Origin of the sequence: Mycobacterium ostraviense (genome assembly GCF_002705925.1) — a bacterium.
Classification (GTDB): Bacteria; Actinomycetota; Actinomycetes; order Mycobacteriales; family Mycobacteriaceae; genus Mycobacterium; species Mycobacterium ostraviense.
The window spans coordinates 880,429-901,400 of the sequence record NZ_NKRE01000001.1 but is presented as its reverse complement, the minus strand read 5'-3'; the positions used below and the strand labels follow the sequence as shown (position 1 = coordinate 901,400).

Genomic DNA, 20,972 nt, shown 5'->3' with positions numbered 1-20,972 from the left:
GTGTCGTTGACGGTGGCCGATATCGATCGCTGGAATGCGCAAGCGGTCCGGGAAGTGTTTCACGCGGCCAAGGCCCGAGCCGAGGTGACCTTCGAAACGTCGCGGCAGTTAGCGACGCTGTCGATTTTCGCGAGTTCCGGCGGCAAGACCGCTGAGGCGGCGGCACACCAAAACGCGGGGCTTCGCCGAGATCTTGACGCCCACGGTTATGAGGCGTTGGCAGTTGCCCGGGCGGCCGATAGGGCCGCTAACGGCATTGTGAAGGTCCAATCGGACTTGGCCGCACTACGCCAAGCCGCCGCCGCCGCCGAGCTGACGGTCGATGCGCTCACCAACAAGGTGGTGCCGGTCCCCGGGCTGCGATACACCGAGGCCGAGTGGGCACGGATGCTCGCCAAGCAGGCGGAGCTGCAGGCTGATCTGGATGCGATTGTGGTTGAGGCCAATGTCCTCGATGAGGAATTGGCCTCAGCGGTCAACATGGCCGACGGTGATGTGCCCATCCCGGCTGATTCCGGCCCGCCGGTCGGCCCCGAAGGGCTGACACCGACGCAGCTCGCCAGCGATGCAAACGAGGAGCGGCTGCGCGAGGAGCGCGCTAAGCTGCAGGCCCGCATCGGGCAGTTGCAGGGACGGTACGACGAACTTGCGGGCCAAGCGGCCAGGGACTACAACAACGGCATCTTGAACAGCGATGTATTGGGCCAACTTGCAGCCCTCAACGATCAGTTGACCGCCGCCAAAGGACGGCTGGGCGACCTTGACGCCGTCGACCAGGCACTGAGCAACGCTCCGGAAACCTACCTCGCCCAGCTGCAGCTTCCCGACGATCCACACCAGCAGGTGCTGGCGGCCGTGGCCGTCGGCAACCCGGACACCGCCGCCAACGTGTCGGTGACCGTGCCCGGTGTAGGCTCCACTCTCAAGGGAACTTTGCCTGGGATGGTGACCGAGGCCCGCAACTTGCAGAGAGAAGAAGTTCGGCAATTGAAGAATGCCGGCAAACCGAACTCTGTTGCCACGATCGCATGGATGGGATACACCCCGCCCCCTAACCCGCTCGACACCGGGAGTGCGGGCGACCTGTGGCAGACCATGACCGACGAGCGGGCACGTGCGGGCGCGGCAGACTTGTCAAGGTACTTACAGCAGGTTCGGGCCAATAATCCCGGTGGCCACCTGACGGTCTTGGGACACTCGTACGGGTCGTTAACGGCGTCGCTGGCGTTGCAGGACCTCAATGCTCATGGTGCCCATCCCGTCAACGATGTGGTGTTCTACGGCTCACCCGGCCTCGAGCTATACAGTCCGACGCAACTCGGGCTGGATCACGGGAAGGCCTATGTCATGCAGGCTCCGCACGACCTCATTACCAGTCTGGTGGCCCCGGTCGCGCCGCTGCATGGCTGGGGCCCGGACCCCTATCTGACCCCTGGGTTGACGGAGCTGTCGTCACAGGCGGGTTTTGATCCGGGCGGCATTTGGCGTGACGGAGTTTATGCCCATGGCGACTATCCCCGGGTCTTCCAAGATGCCGCCGGCCAGCCGCAGCTGCGGATGTCCGGCTATAACCTGGCGGCAATTGCCGCTGGGCTGCCGGAAAACAAGGTGGAGGCTCCGCTGCTGCCACCCATTCTGGGTGGTGGCATGCCTGGGGCACCGGGTCCCGCACCCGGAGGGGGGCATTGATGCGCTGGCCTATCGCGTGGCTGTTTGCCATGGTTTGCGTGGTTGTGCTCGGCTGCGGTCGCAGCGGTCATGGGACCGGTAGTGGAGAGGAGGGACCGTTGAGCCCGGAAAGAGTTGCCGAATTGGAGAACCCGCTGCGGGCCAAGCCTTCGCTGGAGGCCGCTAAGGAGGAGTACCGGGCCGCGGTCATCCAGATGGCCAGCGCGATAACGGCCCTGGTGCCGGGATTGACTTGGTCGATGGATGAGGAGAGCTGGAACCACTGTGACGGCGAGTATGTATGGACTCACGCCAAGATGGCGTATTTCATGGTCGGATTCAGCGGACCGATACCCGACGACAAGTGGGCGCAGGCCGTCCAGATCGTCAAGGACGGGGCAAAACAGTTCGGCGCAAACAACTTTGGTGTCATGAAAGATAAGCCGGGCGACCACGATGTGTACATTTCCGGAGTCGGGGGTGTCGAATTCAAGCTGGGAACCCAGGTCGCTTCATCCCTCACCGCACAATCGGACTGCCGAATCAGCGAAACCGATACGCCGAAACCGTCTCCGAGCCAGTAGCAGTTCGGACCGTCCTGGTGCTGTGGCGAAGACTAGTGACGGAGGCTCGGAACTTGCGCTGGCCGATGACCTGGCTGCTGGCCGTGGTTTGTGTGGTGGGCCTAGGCTGCGGTCGCATCGGTCATGGAACCGGTCGTGGAGCGGACGGCCCGTTGAGCCCGGAAAAGGTGGCCGAATTGGAGAACCCGCTGCGCGCCAAGCCTTCGCTGGAGGCCGCCAAGAAAGAGTACCGGGCCGCGGTCACTCAGATGGCCAACGCGATAACGGCCGCGGTGCCGGGATTGACTTGGTCGATGGATGAGGACAGCTGGACGGGGTGTGGTGGCGACTACGAGTGGACCAGGGCCAAAGCGGCGTATTTCATGGTCGGATTCAGTGGACCAATCCCCGACGACAAGTGGCCGCAGGTCGTCCAGATTGTCAAGGATGGGACAAATAAGTTCGGCGCCAACAACTTTGGTGTCATGAAAGACAAGCCGGGTGACCACGACATATACATTTCCGGTGCTGGCGGCATATTCAAGCTGGGAACCCAGGTCGCTTCATCCCTCACCGCACAATCGGACTGCCGGATCAGCGAAACCGACACCCCGACACCCTTGCCCACCCCATAGCCAGCAAAGCGTGTGACGAGGAACAATTCGTCTCCACGTCGCCAAATCGTTAGGGTGGTTAACCGTGACACGGCACGAGCAGACCGGCGGCGCACAGCCGACGCTGTGGGCTGTTTCTGACCTGCACACCGGTCATCTGGGCAACAAGCCCGTCGCCGAGTCGCTGTACCCGTCGTCGCCGGACGATTGGCTGATCGTCGCCGGTGATGTTGCCGAACGAACCGACGAGATTCGCTGGACGCTGGACCTGCTGCGGCGCCGATTCGCCAAGGTCATCTGGGTGCCCGGCAACCACGAGCTGTGGACCACCAACCGCGACCCCATGCAGATTTTCGGCAAACCGCGCTACGACTACTTGATCAATATGTGCGACGAACTGGGTGTCGTGACCCCCGAGCACCCCTTTCCGGTGTGGACCGAACGCGGCGGCCCCGCCACCATCGTGCCGATGTTCCTGCTGTACGACTACTCCTTCCTGCCGCCGGGAGCGACCAGCAAAGCCGAGGGCATGGCCATCGCCAAGCAACGCAACGTGGTGGCCACCGACGAATTCCTGCTCTCACCCGAGCCGTACTCCACCCGAACTGCCTGGTGCCACGAACGGGTCGCCAGCACCCGCGCGCGTCTGGAACAGCTGGACTGGATGCAACCGACCGTGTTGGTGAATCACTTCCCGCTGCTGCGCGAGCCCTGCGAGGCGCTGTTCTACCCGGAATTCTCGTTGTGGTGCGGAACCACCAAGACCGCCGACTGGCACACTCGCTACAACGCCGTGTGCTCGGTCTACGGCCATCTCCACATTCCCCGCACCACTTGGCATGACGAGGTGCGCTTCGAAGAGGTGTCGGTGGGCTACCCGCGGGAGTGGCGCCGTCGCAAGCCATACACCTGGCTGCGCCAAGTTCTGCCCGATCCGCAGTACGCGCCGGGTTATCTCAACGACTTCGGCGGCCACTTTGTCATCACTCCCGAGATGCGTGCCCAAGCCGCTCAGTTCCGGGAAAGATTGCGACAGCGGCAATTACGGCGGTGACGACAAGCATGCTGGTGTTGTCGGTGTTGCCCGACGCGGTGATCGAGGACCTGGCGTACGCCGAGATGTACTCCGACCCGCCCGGGTTGGCGCCGCTGCCGGACGAGGAGCCGTTGATCGCCAAGTCGGTGGACAAGCGGCGCAACGAGTTCATCACCGCCCGCCACTGCGCCCGCGTCGCGCTGCGGGAGCTCGGTGTGCCACCGGTACCGATCCTCAAGGGAGACAAGGGACAACCCTGCTGGCCCGACGGCGTCGTCGGCAGTCTGACCCACTGCACCGGCTATCGGGGCGCGGTGGTGGGGCGCAGCGGCGCGGTGCGTTCGGTGGGCATCGACGCCGAGCCGCACGACGTGTTGCCCAATGGCGTGCTGGACGCGATCAGCTTGCCCGCCGAGTGCGCCGAGCTACCGCGCAGCATGCCGGCTGGGCTGCATTGGGATCGAATCCTGTTCTGCGCCAAGGAGGCCACGTACAAGGCGTGGTTTCCGCTGACCGAGAGATGGTTGGGTTTCGAGGACGCGCACATCACCTTCGACGCCGACGCCTCCGGCTTGACCGGCCGCTTCACGTCCCGCATCCTGATCGACCCGTCGGTTCTGTCGGGTCCGCCGCTGACGACGCTGCACGGGCGATGGTCGGTCGAGCGTGGTCTGGTGCTGACCGCCATCGTGCTATGAGCCAGAGCCCCACCGGCTCGGGTCTGGTGATTGTCGACAAGCCAGCCGGAATGACCAGTCACGATGTGGTGGGGCGGTGCCGCCGCATCTTCGCCACCCGCAGGGTCGGGCATGCGGGGACGTTGGACCCGATGGCCACCGGCGTGCTGGTGATCGGAATCGACCGCGCCACCAAGATCCTCGGCCTGCTGACCGCAGCCTCGAAGTCGTATGCCGCCACCATCCGGCTGGGTCAGTCGACGTCCACCGATGACGCCGAAGGTGAACTGCTGCAATCTGTTCCGGCCGCAGATCTCACGGATGAGGCGATCGCCGCCGCGATCTGTGCGTTGTGCGGCGACATCGCACAGGTGCCGTCGACGATCAGCGCGATCAAGATCGGTGGCCGTCGTGCCTACCAGCTCGCTCGCCAGGGCCATTCGGTTGAGCTCGAGGCACGCCCGGTACGTGTTGACCGGTTCGACGTGACCGCGCGGCGCACCGTTGACGGCGTGGTCGACCTCGACGTGGAGGTCGACTGCTCGTCGGGAACCTACATCCGCGCATTGGCCCGTGATCTCGGTGCCGCCCTTGGCGTGGGCGGCCACCTGACGTCGTTGCGGCGCACCCGGGTGGGTCGCTTCGGGCTCGACCAGGCGTATTCGCTCGACGAGCTGGCGCAGCGCCCACGGTTGAGCCTAAGCCTCGACGAAGCGTGTCTGCTGATGTATCCGCGCCGCGACCTCACCGCCGAGGAGGCCGAGGCCACCGCCAACGGCCGGCCCCTTGCGCCGGCCGGCATCGACGGCACATACGCCGCCGCCGACGTTGACGGCCGGGTGATCGCGCTGCTTCGCGACGAAGCTTCACGGACCAAGTCGGTGGTGGTGATCCGCCCCGCAACGTTGTAGGGGTACCCGGGCGGTTATCCATCGGCAGCGAGGTTGCACACTGGGAGACACGACCGTGGCGAAAGTCCATCGGCCGCCGCTCAAGGTGGGAAGGGGCGTGCATGTCTCCCAAGATGCTTAACAAGGTGTTTGTCGTCGGTATTGGCATGACGAAGTTCGAAAAGCCGGGCCGCCGCGAAGGCTGGGACTATCCCGACATGGCCAGGGAATCGGGAACCAACGCGCTGGCCGACGCCGGCATCGACTACAGCGAGGTGCAGCAGGGCTACGTCGGCTATGTTGCCGGCGATTCGACGTCCGGGCAGCGAGCGCTCTACGAGCTTGGCATGACCGGCATCCCGATCGTCAACGTCAACAACAACTGCGCAACCGGCTCGACCGCGCTGTTCCTGGCCGCACAGGCGATCCGCGGCGGGATCGCCGACTGCACGATCGCCCTCGGCTTCGAGAAGATGCAGCCCGGCTCGCTCAGCGGTGGCGTGCAAGACCGCGAATCCCCGATGGCCAGACACGTCAAGGCGCTGGCCGAGATCGATGAGTTCGCCATGCCCGTCGCACCGTGGATGTTCGGGGCGGCCGGCCGCGAGCACATGAAGCAGTACGGCACCACGGCTGAGCATTTCGCCAAGATCGGCTACAAGAATCACAAGCATTCGGTGAACAACCCGTATGCGCAGTTCCAGGAGTCCTACACCCTCGATGACATCCTGGCGTCGCGGATGATCTCCGACCCGCTGACCAAGCTGCAGTGTTCGCCGACCTCCGATGGTTCGGCGGCGGCCATCCTGGCGTCGGAGTCGTTCGTCGACAGCCACGGGCTGGCCGGCCAGGCAGTGGAGATCGTCGGCCAGGCCATGACGACCGACTTCACGTCGACCTTCGACGGCAGCGCCAAGAACCTCATCGGTTATGACATGAACGTCCAAGCGGCGCAACGTGTTTACCAGCAATCGGGACTCGGACCGGAGGACTTCCAAGTGATCGAGCTGCACGACTGCTTCTCGGCCAACGAGCTCTTGCTGTACGAGGCGCTGGGCCTGTGCGGCCCCGGCGAGGCGCCCAAGCTGATCGACAACGGCGACACCACCTATGGCGGACGCTGGGTGGTCAACCCGTCCGGCGGCCTCATCTCCAAGGGCCATCCGCTGGGCGCGACCGGATTGGCTCAGTGCTCCGAACTGACCTGGCAGCTGCGCGGCACCGCAGACAAGCGGCAGGTCGACAATGTGACCGCGGCGCTGCAACACAACATCGGGCTGGGCGGCGCCGCCGTCGTCACCGCCTACCAGCGTGCCGACCGCTGAAACTGAGCACGCCGTGATCGAGTGGTCCGAGACCGATCTGATGATTCGCGACGCGGTTCGCCAATTCATCGACAAAGAGATCCGTCCGAATCTGGACGAACTGGAAACCGGTGCGCTGTCGCCATATCCGATCGTGCGCAAGCTGTTCAGCCAGTTCGGTCTCGACGTGCTGGCCGCCGAATCGGTCAAGTCGATGCTGGACCGGGAACGGGCTGGGCAACACGCGAAGGGCGAAAGCTCCAGCGGTTCAGGTGGTTTCGGCGCTCAGGCATCGATGGCCGCGGTCATGGTGTCCGAACTCGCCGGGGTGAGCATTGGATTGATCAGCACGGTCGCGGTCAGCATCGGGCTGGGCGCGGCGACCATCATGAGCCGCGGCACGCTGGCCCAGAAGGAGCGCTGGCTGCCCGAGCTGATGACGCTGGAAAAGATCGCGGCGTGGGCAATCACCGAGCCCGACTCGGGCTCGGATGCGTTCGGCGGCATGAAAACTCACGTCAAACGCGACGGTGCGGACTACATTCTCAACGGGCAGAAGACATTCATCACCAACGGTCCAGACGCGGACGTGCTGGTGGTCTACGCCAAACTTGACGACGGCACCGCTGGCGGCTCCGATTCGGACCGGCGCAATCGGCCGGTGCTCACCTTCGTTTTGGATGCCGGAATGCCGGGCCTGACGCAGGGCAAGCCGTTCAAGAAGATGGGCATGATGTCGTCGCCGACCGGCGAACTTTTCTTCGACAACGTGCGACTGACTCCGGACCGTCTGCTGGGGGAGAAGGAACAGCACACCGACGGCGACGGACGCGACAGCGCCCGGGCCAATTTCGCCGCGGAACGGATTGGGGTTGCGCTGATGTCGCTGGGGATCATCAACGAATGTCACCGGCTGTGTGTGGCGTACGCGAAGACCCGCACCCTCTGGGGCAAGAACATCGGGCAGTTCCAGCTGATCCAGCTCAAGCTTGCCAAGATGGAAATTGCTCGAATCAACGTGCAGAACATGGTGTTCCACATTCTGGAACGGCTTAAGGTCGGGAAGCTACCGTCACTGGCCGAGGCGTCGGCGGTCAAGCTCTATTCGTCTGAGGCCGCCACCGACGTCGCGATGGAAGCCGTGCAGTTGTTCGGCGGCAACGGCTATATGGCCGAGTTTCGAGTGGAACAGCTTGCCCGCGACGCAAAGTCACTGATGATCTATGCCGGCAGCAACGAGGTTCAGGTGACTCATATCGCCAAGGGCCTGCTGGCCTGACGCTAGGCCACCACCCAGATCGCTCGTGCCGCCGGACTGCCCAACTCGACAGGCGTCGATGCGCCGTCGCCCGACTCGATCGCCACCGAGATCATGCCGGCGAATTCGCGCCGCGTCACGACCCGCAGTCGCGAGTCCAGGTTGATTCCGACGCTGTCGAAGTACCGCAGCATTTCCGGGTCGGCATCGGAAATGCGGGCCACGGTGCCGGTGTCGCCGTCGTGACACTCCCACAATTGCCGGGCCGGCGGCGCGGGGACTTGTCCGTCGGAGGCCGGAATCGGGTCGCCGTGCGGATCGCGCTGCGGAAAGCCCAGCTTGGCGTCGATCCGGGCCACCAGCCGATCCGATACGGCGTGTTCGAGCACCTCGGCCTCGTCGTGCACTTCGTCCCAGCCGTAGCCGAGTTCATTGACCAGGAACGTTTCCAGAAGCCGGTGTCGGCGCACCATCGCCAGCGCCGCGCGGCGGCCGGCTTCGGTCAACGTCACCGCGCCGTACTTTTCGTGGTCGACCAGACCCTGCTCGGCGAGTCTGCGGATCGACTCCGAGGCCGTGCTGGCCGAGACCCCGATCTTCTCGGCCAGCATCTTGGTACTGACCCTTTCCAACGACCACTCCTGGGCCTTCCAAATCACCTTCAGGTAGTCCTGGGCAACCGCGGTAAGACCGCCAGGCTCTTCATCAGCCCTCACAACCTGAGAGTTTAGGCGGATCTGACCGGAAACCGGGGCTGCAATCACCTCGGATGGCCGGTCCCGCCGTCGAGTCTGCGGTGAGCGCGTCTAGCCGACCGCGATCGACGCTGTGGACGCAGTCTCGGCGCGAGCAGCGCAGTCTCGGCGAGAGCTGCGCAAGCCAGCCATATCGCGCCGATCTTGCCCGCCACAGCCCGACCGGCACCGTAGGCTTGCCTTTGTGCAGCGGTGGCGCGGCCAAGACGAGATCCCCACGGACTGGGGTAGATGCGTACTGACCGTCGGGGTGTTCGACGGCGTGCATCGCGGGCACGCCGAGTTGATCGCGCACGCGGTGAAGGCTGGCCGTACCCGCGGCGTTCCGACCGTGCTGATGACATTCGATCCGCACCCCATGGAAGTGGTGTATCCCGGCAGTCACCCGGCGCAGCTGACGACACTGACCCGCCGCGCCGAGCTGGTCGAGGAGCTGGGCATCGACGTGTTCCTGGTGATGCCGTTCACCACCGACTTCATGAAGCTCACCCCGGACCGCTACATCCACGAGTTGCTGGTCGAGCACCTGCACGTGGTTGAGGTCGTGGTGGGTGAGAACTTCACCTTCGGTAAGAAGGCGGCCGGCAATGTGCATACCCTGCGACGGGCCGGCGAGCGGTTCGGGTTCGCGGTGGAGGCGATGTCGCTGGTGTCCGAGCACCACAGCCACGAGACCGTGACGTTCTCCTCCACCTATATCCGCTCCTGCGTGGACGCGGGTGACGTGATGGCGGCCACCGAAGCACTGGGCCGCCCGCACCGCGTCGAAGGTGTGGTGGTCCGAGGCTACGGGCGGGGGGCCGAGCTCGGTTTTCCCACCGCCAACATCGCACCCCCGATGTATTCGGCTATCCCGGCCGACGGTGTGTACGCCGCGTGGTTCACGGTTTTGGGCCATGGTCCGGCGGCCGGGGCGGTGATTCCCGGTGAGCGCTACCAGGCTGCGGTGTCCATCGGCACCAATCCGACATTCTCTGGGCGTACCCGCACCGTCGAGGCGTTCGTGCTCGACACCACCGCAGACCTGTACGGCCAACATGTGGCCCTGGACTTCGTCGCTCGGATCCGTGGCCAGAAGAAGTTCGAATCGGTGCGTGACCTCGTCGCCGAGATTGCCGCCGACACCGATCGCACCCGCGCGTTGCTGGCCGGGGGCTGACGGTTATGCCGTCGGGCTGAACCGCTGCTAGACTGCCCGTCGTTAATCGGCGCGTGCTGCGGTTCGCGGCGGCCGTGCCCGCAAAATTCCTTGATCGCGGACCAATTGATGGAGAAGTTTCGTGGCGCTGACTGCCGAGCAGAAAAAGGAAATTCTCAAAACCTACGGTCTGCATGAGACCGATACCGGATCCCCCGAAGCGCAGATCGCGCTGCTGACCAAGCGGATCGCCGACCTGACCGAGCACCTGAAGGTGCACAAGCATGACCACCACTCGCGCCGGGGGCTGTTGCTGCTGGTGGGCCGCCGGCGACGGCTGATCAAGTACATCTCCCAGATCGATGTCGAGCGTTACCGCTCGCTGATCGAGCGGCTGGGTCTGCGTCGCTGACCTCTCGCGCGATGCGCGCCCTCATCCTGGCCGTTTTCCCGGCCGTCGTGGTGGCGGCGTGCGCAGTGCTGATGGGGTGTTCATCAGCGACCAACCTCGCCGACTTCAAGGTGGGGGATTGTCTCAAGCTCGGTGGCACACCGGACCGACCGCAGGCCACCAAGGCGGCGTGCGGCAGCCCGGACTCCAATTTCAAGGTCGTCGCCGTGGTGAGGCCCGGGGCCGAGCGCGCGCAATGCCCAGCCGACGTCGACTCCTGGTATTCCATGCACAACTCGTTAAGCGGTGAGAACAGCACGTTATGCCTGGACGTCGATTGGGTGGTCGGCGGCTGCATGAGTGTCGACCCGGCCCACAAAACCGACCCGTTCCGGGTGGACTGCAACGATGCGTCGGCGCCGCATCGGCAGCGGGCCACGCAGATCCTGGAAAACTTGGACCCACCCGTCACCGCCGACCAATGTGCCAGCGGCGTGGGCTACACCTACACCCAGCGGCGGTTCGCCGTGTGCGTCGAGGACGTCACCAACGGACCGCGGACATAGTGGTCGGACATATCGGGCATCCGGGTCTTCCCGGTATCCGGAGTTAGCCGGTGTACAGTAATGACGTTCTGGGCCGGTTCGGCCCGGGCACATGGTGCGGTCCACGTAGATCCGCGTGTCCGCTCCAGCGAGTCACTATGTATGTCCGAGGGAGCAACCTGGCCTGATCGGGCGGTCTTCGGTAGTGGCTGCCGGGCTCCCCGGATCTGGGGAGGTCGGCCGCTTCGATCGATGGCCGTAGCCGCATTCAGGCTCTCTTTCATAAGGGACGCTCTCTCAGGGCGGCTCGCAGGTCCGTCCGGGCCCGCGGGTCAGCCCTGTGAATCCTCGGGGTTGTACGTGACAACGCGAAACAAGTTGAACAATCCAGAGAGGGCGCGCGGACGTCATGTCTGTAGCTGAAATTGAAGAAGGCGTGTTCGAAGCGACCGCCACCATCGACAACGGGAGCTTCGGCACCCGCACCATCCGGTTCGAGACCGGCCGGCTGGCCTTGCAGGCGGCCGGCGCGGTCGTCGCCTACCTCGACGAGGAGAACATGCTCCTGTCGGCGACCAGCGCCAGCAAGAACCCCAAAGAACATTTCGACTTCTTCCCGCTGACCGTCGATGTCGAGGAGCGGATGTATGCGGCCGGCCGCATCCCCGGTTCGTTTTTCCGTCGTGAGGGGCGACCCTCCACCGACGCCATCCTGACCTGCCGGCTCATCGACCGGCCACTGCGCCCGTCGTTCGTCGACGGTCTGCGCAACGAGATCCAGATCGTGGTGACGATCCTGAGCCTGGACCCCAACGATCTGTACGACGTGCTGGCGATCAACGCCGCGTCGGCCTCCACCCAGCTGGGTGGGCTGCCGTTCTCCGGGCCTATCGGCGCGGTGCGGGTGGCGCTGATCGACGGCACCTGGGTTGCGTTTCCGACCGTCGAACAGCTCGGGCGTGCGGTGTTCGACATGGTGGTCGCCGGCCGCATCGTCGGTGACGGGGGCGGCAGCCCCGAAAAAAATGACGTCGCGATCATGATGGTCGAAGCCGAGGCCACCGAAAACGTCATCGAGCTCATCGACGGCGGCGCCGCGGCGCCGACGGAAAGCGTGGTGGCCCAGGGCCTGGAGGCAGCCAAGCCGTTCATCGCCGCGCTGTGCACCGCGCAGCAGGAACTTGCCGACGCGTGTGGAGCTTCGGTCAGGGCGACCGGTGAATTCCCGGTGTTCCCGGACTTCGGCGACGACGTGTACTACGCGGTGTCCTCGGTGGCCACCGACGAGTTGGCCGCCGCGCTGACCATCGCCGGCAAGGCGGAACGCAATCAGCGCACCGACGAAGTCAAGAGCCAGGTGCTCGAGCGGCTCGCCGACACCTACGCGGGCCGGGAGAAGGAGATCGGGGCGGCGTTCCGCGCGCTGACCAAGAAGCTGGTCCGGCAGCGCATCGTCACCGACCACTTCCGCATCGACGGCCGCGGCATCACCGACATCCGCGCCTTGTCGGCCGAGGTCGCCGTGGTTCCGCGGGCACACGGCAGCGCGCTGTTCGAGCGCGGTGAGACCCAGATCCTCGGTGTGACGACGCTCGACATGGTCAAGATGGCCCAGCAGATCGACTCGCTGGGCCCGGAGACGACCAAGCGCTACATGCATCACTACAACTTCCCGCCGTTCTCCACCGGCGAGACGGGTCGGGTCGGCTCGCCCAAGCGGCGCGAGATCGGCCACGGCGCGCTGGCCGAGCGGGCCCTGGTGCCGGTGCTGCCCGGTGTCGAGGAGTTTCCCTACGCCATCCGCCAGGTGTCGGAGGCGCTGGGGTCCAACGGCTCGACGTCGATGGGGTCGGTGTGTGCGTCCACCCTGGCGCTGCTCAACGCCGGGGTGCCGCTCAAGGCACCGGTGGCCGGCATCGCGATGGGCCTGGTCTCCGACGACATCGAGGTAGACGGTGGGGGCACCGAGCGGCGCTTCGTCACCCTGACCGACATCCTGGGCGCCGAAGACGCCTTCGGCGACATGGACTTCAAGGTCGCCGGGACCAAGGACTTCGTTACTGCGCTGCAGTTGGACACCAAGCTCGACGGTATTCCCTCCCAGGTGCTGGCAGGTGCTCTCGCCCAAGCCAAAGACGCCCGGCTGACCATCTTGGAGGTCATGGCCGAGGCCATCGACCGGCCCGACGAGATGAGCCCGTACGCGCCTCGGGTCACCACCATCAAGGTTCCGGTGGACAAGATCGGCGAGGTCATCGGTCCCAAAGGCAAGGTCATCAACGCCATCACCGAGGAGACCGGTGCGCAGATCTCCATCGAGGACGACGGAACGGTGTTCGTCGGTGCCACCGACGGCCCCTCGGCGCAGGCCGCCATCGACAAGATCAACGCCATCGCCAATCCACAGTTGCCGACGGTAGGGGAGCGGTTCCTCGGAACAGTGGTCAAGACAACCGATTTCGGTGCCTTCGTCTCACTGCTGCCCGGGCGCGACGGTCTGGTGCACATCTCCAAGCTCGGCAAGGGCAAGCGCATCGCGAAGGTCGAGGACGTGGTCAACGTCGGCGACAAGCTGCGGGTGGAGATCGCCGATATCGACAAGCGCGGCAAGATCTCGCTCATCTTGGTGGCCGAGGAAGACTCCGCCAACGCGGCCGCCGGAGCCCCTGCAGCGCCAGCCGATGCCGCGACGGCCAGCAGCTGAGCCAGCGGCGGCCCAGGCAGTGCGCCGCACGACACTGCCGGGCGGTCTGCGCGTCGTTACCGAATACTTGCCGTCGGTGCGTTCGGCTTCGGTCGGGCTCTGGATCGGCGTGGGATCGCGCGACGAGGGCGCCACGGTTGCCGGCGCCGCGCACTTCCTCGAACACCTGCTGTTCAAGTCGACGCCCACCCGCACCGCCGTGGACATCGCGCAGGCAATGGATGCCGTCGGTGGCGAGCTGAACGCGTTCACCGCCAAGGAGCACACCTGCTACTACGCCCATGTGCTCGACGCTGACCTGTCGCTGGCCATGGATCTGGTCTCGGATGTGGTGCTCAACGGGCGCTGCGCCGCCGACGATGTCGAGCTGGAACGCGACGTCGTCCTCGAAGAGATCGCGATGCGCGACGACGATCCCGAGGACGCGCTGGCCGACCTGTTCCTCTCGGCGTTGTTCGGCGACCACCCGGTTGGCCGGCCGGTGATCGGCACCGCCCAATCCGTATCGGCGATGACCAGAGCCCAACTGCAGTCGTTTCACGTGCGGCGCTACACACCGGAGCGAATGGTCCTCGCGGTGGCCGGCAACGTCGATCACGGCGAGGTGGTCGCATTGGTGCGCGAACACTTCGGGCCGCGGTTGGTCCGCGGGCGCCAGCCCGTCGCACCACGCAAGGGTGCCGGCCGGGTGAACGGGATGCCCGGGTTGACGCTGGCCGAGCGCGACGCCGAGCAGACGCACGTCTCGCTGGGCATCCGCACGCCCGGACGCGGCTGGCAGCACCGGTGGGCGCTGTCGGTACTGCACACCGCGTTGGGCGGTGGCCTGAGCTCGCGGCTGTTCCAAGAGATCCGCGAGGCCCGCGGGTTGGCCTACTCGGTCTACTCCGCGCTGGACATTTTCGCCGACAGCGGCGCCCTGTCGGTGTATGCGGCCTGCCTGCCCGAACGTTTCGCCGAGGTGATGCGAGTGACCGCCGACGTGCTGGAATCGGTGGCGCGCGACGGCATCACCAAGGCGGAATGCCGGATCGCCAAGGGCTCGTTGCGCGGCGGACTGGTGCTGGGCCTGGAAGATTCCAGCTCACGGATGAGCCGCATCGGTCGCAGCGAATTGAACTACGGCAAGCACCGCAGCATCGAACACACCCTGCAGCAAATCGAGCGGGTCACCGTCGAGGAGGTCAACATGGTGGCCCGCCGGCTGCTGGGCAAACGCTACGGCGCTGCCGTTCTGGGTCCCTACGGCTCGAAACGACAGCTGCCGCAACAACTTCGAGCGATGGTAAATTAACCCGATGGTGCTGGGCTTCTGGGACATCGCGGTACCCATCGTTGGTGCGCCGATGGCCGGCGGGCCGGGCACTCCGGCCCTGGCCGCGGCGGTGTCGAATGCCGGCGGGCTGGGCTTCGTCGCCGGCGGCTATATCAGCGCGGACAAGTTCGCCGACGACATCGCCGCAGCGCGCGCCGCCACCACGGGTCCGATCGGGGCGAACCTGTTTGTGCCCCAGCCCAGCGTCGCCGACTGGCTGCAGCTGGAGTACTACGCAGAAGAGCTCGAAGAGGTCGCCGAGTACTACCGCTGTGAGGTCGGCCAGCCGATCCACGGCGACGACGACGACTGGCACCGCAAACTCGAAGTGGTGGCCGACGTCCGCCCCGAAGTGGTGTCCTTCACTTTCGGCGCGCCGCCGCCGGATGTCATTCGTCGGCTGAGCGCGCTGGGATTGCTGGTGTCGGTCACCGTGACGTCGTCCTATGAAGCCGGGGTGGCCATCGCGGCCGGCGCCGACAGCCTGGTGGTGCAGGGCCCGGGCGCCGGCGGGCATCGCGGCACCTTCGCACCGGACATGGAACCGGGAGAGGAGTCGCTGCACCAGCTGCTCGACCGGATCGGCAACGCACACGAGGTGCCGCTGATCGCCGCGGGCGGTCTGGGCACCGCGGAGGACGTCGCGGCCGTCCTGCGCCGGGGAGCGGTCGCCGCCCAGGTCGGCACCGCGCTGCTGCTCGCCGACGAAGCGGGGACCAACCCGGCGCACCGGGTTGCGCTGAAGAACCCGGAGTTCGACTCCACCCTGGTCACGCGGGCATTCTCCGGCCGGTACGCCCGTGGGCTGGCGAACAACTTCACCCGACTGCTCGATCGCGTCGCGCCGCTGGGCTATCCCGAGGTCAACCAGATGACCAAGCCGATACGCGCGGCTGCGGTCGCGGCGGACGACCCGCATGGGACCAACCTCTGGGCGGGAACGGCCTACCGGCAGGCCCGGCCGGGCCCGGCAGCCGACATCGTCGCGTCCTTGGCTCCCGACTTGCGAATGCTGTAGCGCTATTGCGTAACAGGTTGTGCGCGTTGGTATTCGACGTGTTTGCGAGGTGCACTACTGCCGGCGCCCCGGGCTGGCTATGATCAGCCCATGACTGAGCCTTCGGTGTCGGCCACTGTCCAGATCAACGCCAGCCCGGAGCGGGTGTATGGGCTGATCACCGACCTGCCGACACTGGCCTCGCTGGCTGAGGAGGCGGTGTCGATGGAGTTGCGCAAGGGCGACGGGGTGCGCAAGGGAACGGTGTTCGTCGGCCACAACGAAAATGGCAGCCGACGCTGGCACACGACGTGCACGGTGACCGACGCTGACCCGGGCCGCATCTTCGCGTTCGATGTACGCAGCACTGTCATTCCAGTGGCGCGGTGGCAATACGACATCGTCGCCTCCGACGGCGGCTGCCGGGTCACCGAGAGCACCTGGGACCAGCGGCCGCGCTGGTTCCGCACGATCGCCGGTATGGCAACCGGGGTCGGGGATCGGGCGGCGGCAAACGCCGAGCACATCCAGCTCACCCTGCGGCGCCTGAAGCAACGCGCTGAGGCCGAGTAGCGGACGCGGCACCTATACTTACCGGCACATGGTGTCCACGGGGATGACATTTCGGTGCTGATGTAAACGCCTAGGCAAGGGGGCCTGATGTTCACCGTCGATGAGCGGGCAGCGGGGCTGCACTCCGGCAAGCCCGGTCGCGCCGACCACGAGCATCTCGTCCTCGAGGCACGCGACGTCGAGTTCTATTGGGCGCGTTTGCCATTCCACTACGTGCCGAACGAGCCGTTGGCCACGCACTTCATGAATGTCCTGCACCTGCTGCTGCCGGCCGGCGAGGAATTCTTCGTCAAGGTGTTCAAGAAGACGCTGCCGCTGATCAAGGACGATCAACTGCGACGGGATGTACAGGGATTCATCGGGCAAGAGGCGATGCACTCGCAAGCACATTCCGGCGTGCTGGCCCACTTCGATGCCCGGGGCGTGGACGTGACGGCGTTCACCGACCAGATCAGCTGGCTGTTCGAGAAGCTGTTGGCCGACAAACCCCGGAAAAGCATACGCAAACAGCACAACTGGTTGCTGGAACAGGTCTCGTTCATCTCGGCGATCGAGCACTACACCGCTGTCTTGGGCGAATGGATTTTGAACTCCCCGCAGCTCGATGCCGTCGGCGCTGATCCGGTGATGCTGGACATGCTCCGGTGGCATGGCGCAGAAGAGGTCGAGCACAAAGCAGTGGCCTTCGACACCATGAAGCATCTGCGCGCCGGATATTGGCGGCAGGTGCGCGCCCAGCTGGCGGTCACCCCGGTGCTGTTGCTGTTGTGGATCCGCGGAGTGCGGTTCATGTACTCGGTGGATCCCTATCTACCGCCGGGCGTCAAGCCGCGTTGGCGCGACTACCTCGATTCGGCGCGCCGGGGTTTGCTGCCGGGCCCGTGGCGATTGCTGCGGGTCGTCGGCCACTACTATCGGTCGGGTTTTCACCCGTCGCAGCTGGGCGGGCTGGAGCGGGCGGTCGATTACCTGGCCGTCTCACCTGCTGCCCGGGCGTCGCACTGATCGGATGGTGGACCCGGCGGTGACTCGGCTCCACGCACAGTCGAATCGCGATGTGCTCGAAAGTATTTGGGCGAGTAGACCCGCCGATTTGTACGACAGTAGCCGGCGGGATCGCTTTGCCACTGCGTTGTGGACTGTCCGCACGCTGTTCGGCGGATTCGCGTCGGCCTCGCGATGGGACCCGTCGCGGGTCAGCCCGGTGCGACGGACGCATCTGGCGACGGTCGTCGGACGTGAACTCGTGGCACCCGACGTGGTGGCGCTGACCCTGGCCGACCCGGACGGCGGATTGCTGCCGTCCTGGACACCCGGCGGCCACATCGACGTGCACCTGCCCTCGGGCCGGCGCCGGCAGTACTCGCTGTGCGGGCGGCCCGGGCGCCGCACGGACTACCGCATCGCCATCCGGCGCATCGCCGACGGGGGCGGCGGTTCGGTGGAGATGCACGAGGCCTACGCCGTCGATGACCCGCTTGTTTTCGAAGGGCCTCACAACGCGTTCTATCTCGGAACGGCCGAGCCCGACCTGCTTTTCGTGATCGGCGGCATCGGAGTGACGCCGATTCTGCCGATGATCCAGGCCGCTCAGCAGCGCGGAACCGATTGGCGGGCCGTCTATGCCGGCCGAAGCCGAGATCACATGCCGCTGCTCGGCGAGGTCGTGTCGGTGGCACCGGAGCGGGTGACGGTGTGGGCCGACGACGAGCGCGGCCGCTTGCCCTCCGTCGATGGCCTCCTGGACGGCGCCGGGCCGACGACGGCCGTTTACGTGTGCGGGCCGACCCCCATGCTGGAGGCGGTGCGAGCGGCCCGCGCCCGGCACGCCCACGCACCGCTGCACTATGAGCGGTTCAGCCCGCCGCCGGTTGTCGACGGAATTCCATTCGAGCTGGAACTCGGGCGGTCGGGGAGGGTGCTGAGCGTTCCGGCGAACCGGACGGCGCTGGACGTCATGCGCGACAGCGATCCGACCACCGCGTACTCGTGCCAGCAGGGTTTCTGCGGCACGTGCAAGGTCAAAGTCCTTGCCGGACAAGTGGATCACCGCGGCCGCGCAGGTGAAGCCGACGACGAGATGCTGGTGTGCGTGTCCCGGGCGAAGAGCCGCCGGGTGGTCATCGACGTCTGACGGGTACGCCCGGCGCGCGGCGCGTCAAGTTTTCGTAGAGGGGACTGTGCTTTTCCTGGGGGGCCGCCTATCATTCGTACCCAAGGAGGACCGCACAGATGGCCAAGTCGCCGCTGTCGATGAAGCCGACCGGATGGTTTCAGGTCGCCTGGTGCGACGAAATCGGTGTCGGTGAAGTCCTCCGGATGAAGTACTTCGATCAGGAGATGGTCGCCTGGCGCGCCGAGTCCGGCCGGCTCACCGTGATGAACGCCTACTGCGAACACCTCGGCGCCCACCTGGGTTACGGCGGCAAAGTCGTTGGCGAGGTGCTGCAGTGTCCCTTCCACGGCTGGCAGTGGAGTCAGCAGGGCCGCAACGTGTGTATCCCGTATCAGGACCGGCCCAACCGGGGGCGGCGCATTACCACCTATCCGGCGGTTGAGCGCAACGAGTCGGTGTACATCTGGCACGACGTCGCGGGCCGCGAACCGTTCTTCGACGCACCGGATGTGTTCGCCAGCTTCGACGGCGGTAGTGCCGCGGACTACTACCCGCAGCAGCGGCTGTACCGGCCAGGGCTGGAGCTCCATCCGCAGTACGTGCTCGAAAACGGGGTGGATTTCGCGCATTTCAAATACGTGCACCACACCCCGATTGTGCCGGTCTTCACCCGCCACGACTTCGCCGAACCGGTGTCCTTCGTCGACTTCACCATCACCTTCGAGGGTGACGACGGTCAGCAGATCGAGGACGTCAACAGCGGCGTGCAGGCTGTCAACGGCGGCTTGGGAGTTGCGGTGACCAAGAGCTGGGGCATGGTCGACAACCGCACCATCTCCGCGATCACGCCGGTGGACGAATCCACCTCCGATGTCCGGTTCATGGTCTACATCGGCCGGACGGCGGGCACGGATCCGGTCCGCGCCGAGCTCAAGGCGCGGCAGTTCGGGCAGGAAGTGATCCGGCAGTTCGAGCAGGACATCGGCATCTGGGCTCACCAGCGCTACTCCGACCGGCCCGCGCTGACCCCCGACGAACTCCAGGGTTTCACCGCAATCCGCAGCTGGGCCAAGCAGTTCTATCCGGACGGTCGCGGCGGCAGCACTACCGACGGGCGCGCAACATCGCCGACAGGGGGACGCCAATGAATGCCCCGGCTCGCCCCATCCGCGTCTTTCAGGTCGCCACCGGCAACGTCGGCCGCGAGATGATCAGGCGACTGCAGACGCGGCCGGACCTGGAACTGATTGGAGTGCACTGTTATTCGTCCGGCAAGGTCGGCACCGACGCCGGAGAACTCGCCGGTATCGGGCCCATCGGCGTCACGGCAACCGGCAACGTCGAGGACATCATCGCCGCCAAGCCGGACGTGCTGACCTTCCACGGGGTGTTTCCCGACGAGGACCTGTACGTGAAAGTGCTTGCGGCTGGGATCAATGTCGTCACCACCGCCGACTGGATCACCGGGTGGCACCGCGACCATAACCATCCGCATCCGTCCGGCAAGCCGGTTACCCAGCTGTTGGTAGAGGCCTGCGAGAAGGGTGGTGCGACGTTCTACGGCACCGGCATGAACCCTGGCCTGAACCAGATCCTCGGGGTGGTGTGTTCGGCCGACGTCGCCGAGATCGAGAACATCACCACCATCGAGTCCGTCGACGTGTCCTGCCATCACTCCAAGGAGACCTGGATCGAAGTCGGCTATGGCCAACCAGTCGACGACCCGGAAATCCCGGTGAAGCTGGAAAAGTACACCAGGGTCTTCGCCGACAGCGTGCTGATGATGGCCGACTGCTTCGACCTGCCGCTTGACGAGGTTACGTTCAGCTACGAACTGGGAGCTTGCACCAAAGACGTCGACCTGGGCTGGTACACGCTGCCGAAAGGCTCGGTGGGCGGTAGTTACATCAAATACCGGGGCATGGTCGACGGGGTGGCGCGGGTCGAGACACACCTGGAGTGGCAGATGACTCCGCATACCGATCCGAGATGGAAGATCAAGGGCTGCTACATCACTCGGATCCAGGGTGATCCGTGTGTCTATAACAAGCACATGATCTTCCCGAAGCCCGGCATCGATTTGTCCAACCCGGACAACTTCGCCTCCATCGGCATGACGGTCACCGGAATGCCGGCGCTCAACGCGATCACGTCGGTGGTCGCGGCGCCGCCCGGCCTGATCACCAGCGCCGACATTCCATTACGGGGGTTTGCCGGTCGATTCACAAAGTAGCCCGGTGCAAGGGGGCGCGGCGAAGGTTTTTACCAGCCGCGCTCGGCGAGCCGGTGCGGCTGGGCGATCTGTTCGACGTTGATGCCCACCATCGCTTCGCCCAGCCCGCGCGACACCTTGGCCAGCACGTCGGGGTCGTCGTAGAAGGTGGTGGCCTTGACGATCGCGGCGGCCCGGTGCTCGGGGGCGCCGGAC

20 protein-coding genes and 1 pseudogene are annotated in these 20,972 nt (G+C 65.5%); 19 read left to right on the top strand and 2 right to left on the bottom strand.

Translation table 11 applies throughout. The features are described from left to right. The 8 genes from CDN38_RS04080 (at position 1) to CDN38_RS04045 (ending at position 8,031) form a co-directional block, all read left to right on the top strand. Complete coding sequence (locus tag CDN38_RS04080; protein ID WP_099318785.1) at positions 1 to 1,689, top strand: alpha/beta hydrolase family protein; 1,689 nt, start codon at positions 1 to 3, stop codon at positions 1,687 to 1,689. Beyond that, complete coding sequence (locus tag CDN38_RS04075) at positions 1,689 to 2,252, top strand: LppA family lipoprotein (protein WP_075511271.1); 564 nt, start codon at positions 1,689 to 1,691, stop codon at positions 2,250 to 2,252. The genes CDN38_RS04080 and CDN38_RS04075 overlap by 1 nt, the downstream gene beginning before the upstream one ends. 53 nt (positions 2,253 to 2,305) lie before the next feature. Further along, positions 2,306 to 2,866 (top strand): LppA family lipoprotein, encoded by a 561-nt coding sequence (locus CDN38_RS04070; RefSeq protein WP_075511299.1) that lies wholly within the window; start codon positions 2,306 to 2,308, stop codon positions 2,864 to 2,866. Between the two features lie 64 nt (positions 2,867 to 2,930). Next, the gene (gene pptH, locus CDN38_RS04065) at positions 2,931 to 3,899 is read left to right on the top strand and encodes an ACP phosphodiesterase PptH (RefSeq protein WP_075511270.1); all 969 of its coding nucleotides are present in this window, start codon (positions 2,931 to 2,933) and stop codon (positions 3,897 to 3,899) included. After that, positions 3,896 to 4,579 (top strand): 4'-phosphopantetheinyl transferase PptT, encoded by a 684-nt coding sequence (gene pptT, locus CDN38_RS04060; protein WP_099318784.1) that lies wholly within the window; start codon positions 3,896 to 3,898, stop codon positions 4,577 to 4,579. The genes pptH and pptT overlap by 4 nt, the downstream gene beginning before the upstream one ends. Then, complete coding sequence (gene truB, locus CDN38_RS04055) at positions 4,576 to 5,469, top strand: tRNA pseudouridine(55) synthase TruB (RefSeq protein ID WP_075511268.1); 894 nt, start codon at positions 4,576 to 4,578, stop codon at positions 5,467 to 5,469. Before pptT ends, truB begins: the two co-directional genes overlap by 4 nt. Positions 5,470 to 5,582: 113 nt before the next feature. Next, positions 5,583 to 6,773, top strand: coding sequence for a lipid-transfer protein (locus CDN38_RS04050; RefSeq protein ID WP_075511298.1), 1,191 nt, complete (start codon positions 5,583 to 5,585; stop codon positions 6,771 to 6,773). A 13-nt stretch (positions 6,774 to 6,786) separates the two neighbouring features. Continuing rightward, positions 6,787 to 8,031: an acyl-CoA dehydrogenase family protein gene (locus CDN38_RS04045; protein WP_099319319.1), complete on the top strand. Its 1,245-nt coding sequence runs from the start codon at positions 6,787 to 6,789 to the stop codon at positions 8,029 to 8,031. Between the two features lie 2 nt (positions 8,032 to 8,033). Here the strand turns inward: CDN38_RS04045 and mntR are convergent, their stop codons facing one another. After that, positions 8,034 to 8,726 (bottom strand): manganese-binding transcriptional regulator MntR, encoded by a 693-nt coding sequence (gene mntR / locus CDN38_RS04040; protein ID WP_075511267.1) that lies wholly within the window; start codon positions 8,724 to 8,726, stop codon positions 8,034 to 8,036. Positions 8,727 to 8,949: 223 nt separating this feature from the next. On the opposite strand from mntR, the gene CDN38_RS04035 reads away from it, so the two are divergent. From CDN38_RS04035 to CDN38_RS03985, 11 genes are all read left to right on the top strand, one after another. Continuing rightward, on the top strand, positions 8,950 to 9,924 hold the full coding sequence (locus CDN38_RS04035; protein WP_075511266.1) for a bifunctional riboflavin kinase/FAD synthetase: 975 nt from the start codon (positions 8,950 to 8,952) through the stop codon (positions 9,922 to 9,924). A 121-nt stretch (positions 9,925 to 10,045) separates the two neighbouring features. Next, the gene (gene rpsO, locus CDN38_RS04030) at positions 10,046 to 10,315 is read left to right on the top strand and encodes a 30S ribosomal protein S15 (protein ID WP_023372450.1); all 270 of its coding nucleotides are present in this window, start codon (positions 10,046 to 10,048) and stop codon (positions 10,313 to 10,315) included. 11 nt (positions 10,316 to 10,326) lie between these two features. Beyond that, positions 10,327 to 10,860 carry an LppU family putative lipoprotein gene (gene lppU, locus CDN38_RS04025; protein WP_075511265.1) on the top strand — a complete coding sequence of 178 codons (534 nt, stop codon included), beginning with the start codon at positions 10,327 to 10,329 and terminating at the stop codon, positions 10,858 to 10,860. Positions 10,861 to 11,248: 388 nt separating this feature from the next. Further along, a complete protein-coding gene (locus tag CDN38_RS04020) occupies positions 11,249 to 13,543 on the top strand; it encodes a polyribonucleotide nucleotidyltransferase (RefSeq protein ID WP_075511264.1) in 2,295 nt (764 codons plus the stop codon). After that, positions 13,521 to 14,837 carry a M16 family metallopeptidase gene (locus CDN38_RS04015; RefSeq protein WP_075511263.1) on the top strand — a complete coding sequence of 439 codons (1,317 nt, stop codon included), beginning with the start codon at positions 13,521 to 13,523 and terminating at the stop codon, positions 14,835 to 14,837. Before CDN38_RS04020 ends, CDN38_RS04015 begins: the two co-directional genes overlap by 23 nt. A gap of 4 nt (positions 14,838 to 14,841) precedes the next feature. Continuing rightward, entirely contained in the window at positions 14,842 to 15,876 is a 1,035-nt protein-coding gene (locus CDN38_RS04010; protein WP_075511262.1) for a nitronate monooxygenase, read from the top strand. 90 nt (positions 15,877 to 15,966) lie between these two features. Continuing rightward, positions 15,967 to 16,428 (top strand): SRPBCC family protein, encoded by a 462-nt coding sequence (locus CDN38_RS04005; RefSeq protein WP_075511261.1) that lies wholly within the window; start codon positions 15,967 to 15,969, stop codon positions 16,426 to 16,428. An 87-nt stretch (positions 16,429 to 16,515) separates the two neighbouring features. Then, positions 16,516 to 17,433: a metal-dependent hydrolase gene (locus tag CDN38_RS04000; protein ID WP_075511260.1), complete on the top strand. Its 918-nt coding sequence runs from the start codon at positions 16,516 to 16,518 to the stop codon at positions 17,431 to 17,433. A gap of 4 nt (positions 17,434 to 17,437) precedes the next feature. Next, on the top strand, positions 17,438 to 18,562 hold the full coding sequence (locus CDN38_RS03995) for a PDR/VanB family oxidoreductase (RefSeq protein ID WP_075511259.1): 1,125 nt from the start codon (positions 17,438 to 17,440) through the stop codon (positions 18,560 to 18,562). A 98-nt stretch (positions 18,563 to 18,660) separates the two neighbouring features. Continuing rightward, positions 18,661 to 19,692, top strand: a complete 1,032-nt coding sequence (locus CDN38_RS03990; RefSeq protein WP_075511258.1) for an aromatic ring-hydroxylating dioxygenase subunit alpha — start codon at positions 18,661 to 18,663, stop codon at positions 19,690 to 19,692. Further along, the gene (locus CDN38_RS03985; protein WP_075511257.1) at positions 19,689 to 20,777 is read left to right on the top strand and encodes an NAD(P)H-dependent amine dehydrogenase family protein; all 1,089 of its coding nucleotides are present in this window, start codon (positions 19,689 to 19,691) and stop codon (positions 20,775 to 20,777) included. Before CDN38_RS03990 ends, CDN38_RS03985 begins: the two co-directional genes overlap by 4 nt. Positions 20,778 to 20,806: 29 nt before the next feature. On the opposite strand, the pseudogene CDN38_RS03980 reads toward CDN38_RS03985, so the two are convergent. Next, positions 20,807 to 20,972: pseudogene (locus CDN38_RS03980) on the bottom strand (pyridoxal 5'-phosphate synthase lyase subunit PdxS); the annotation flags it as partial.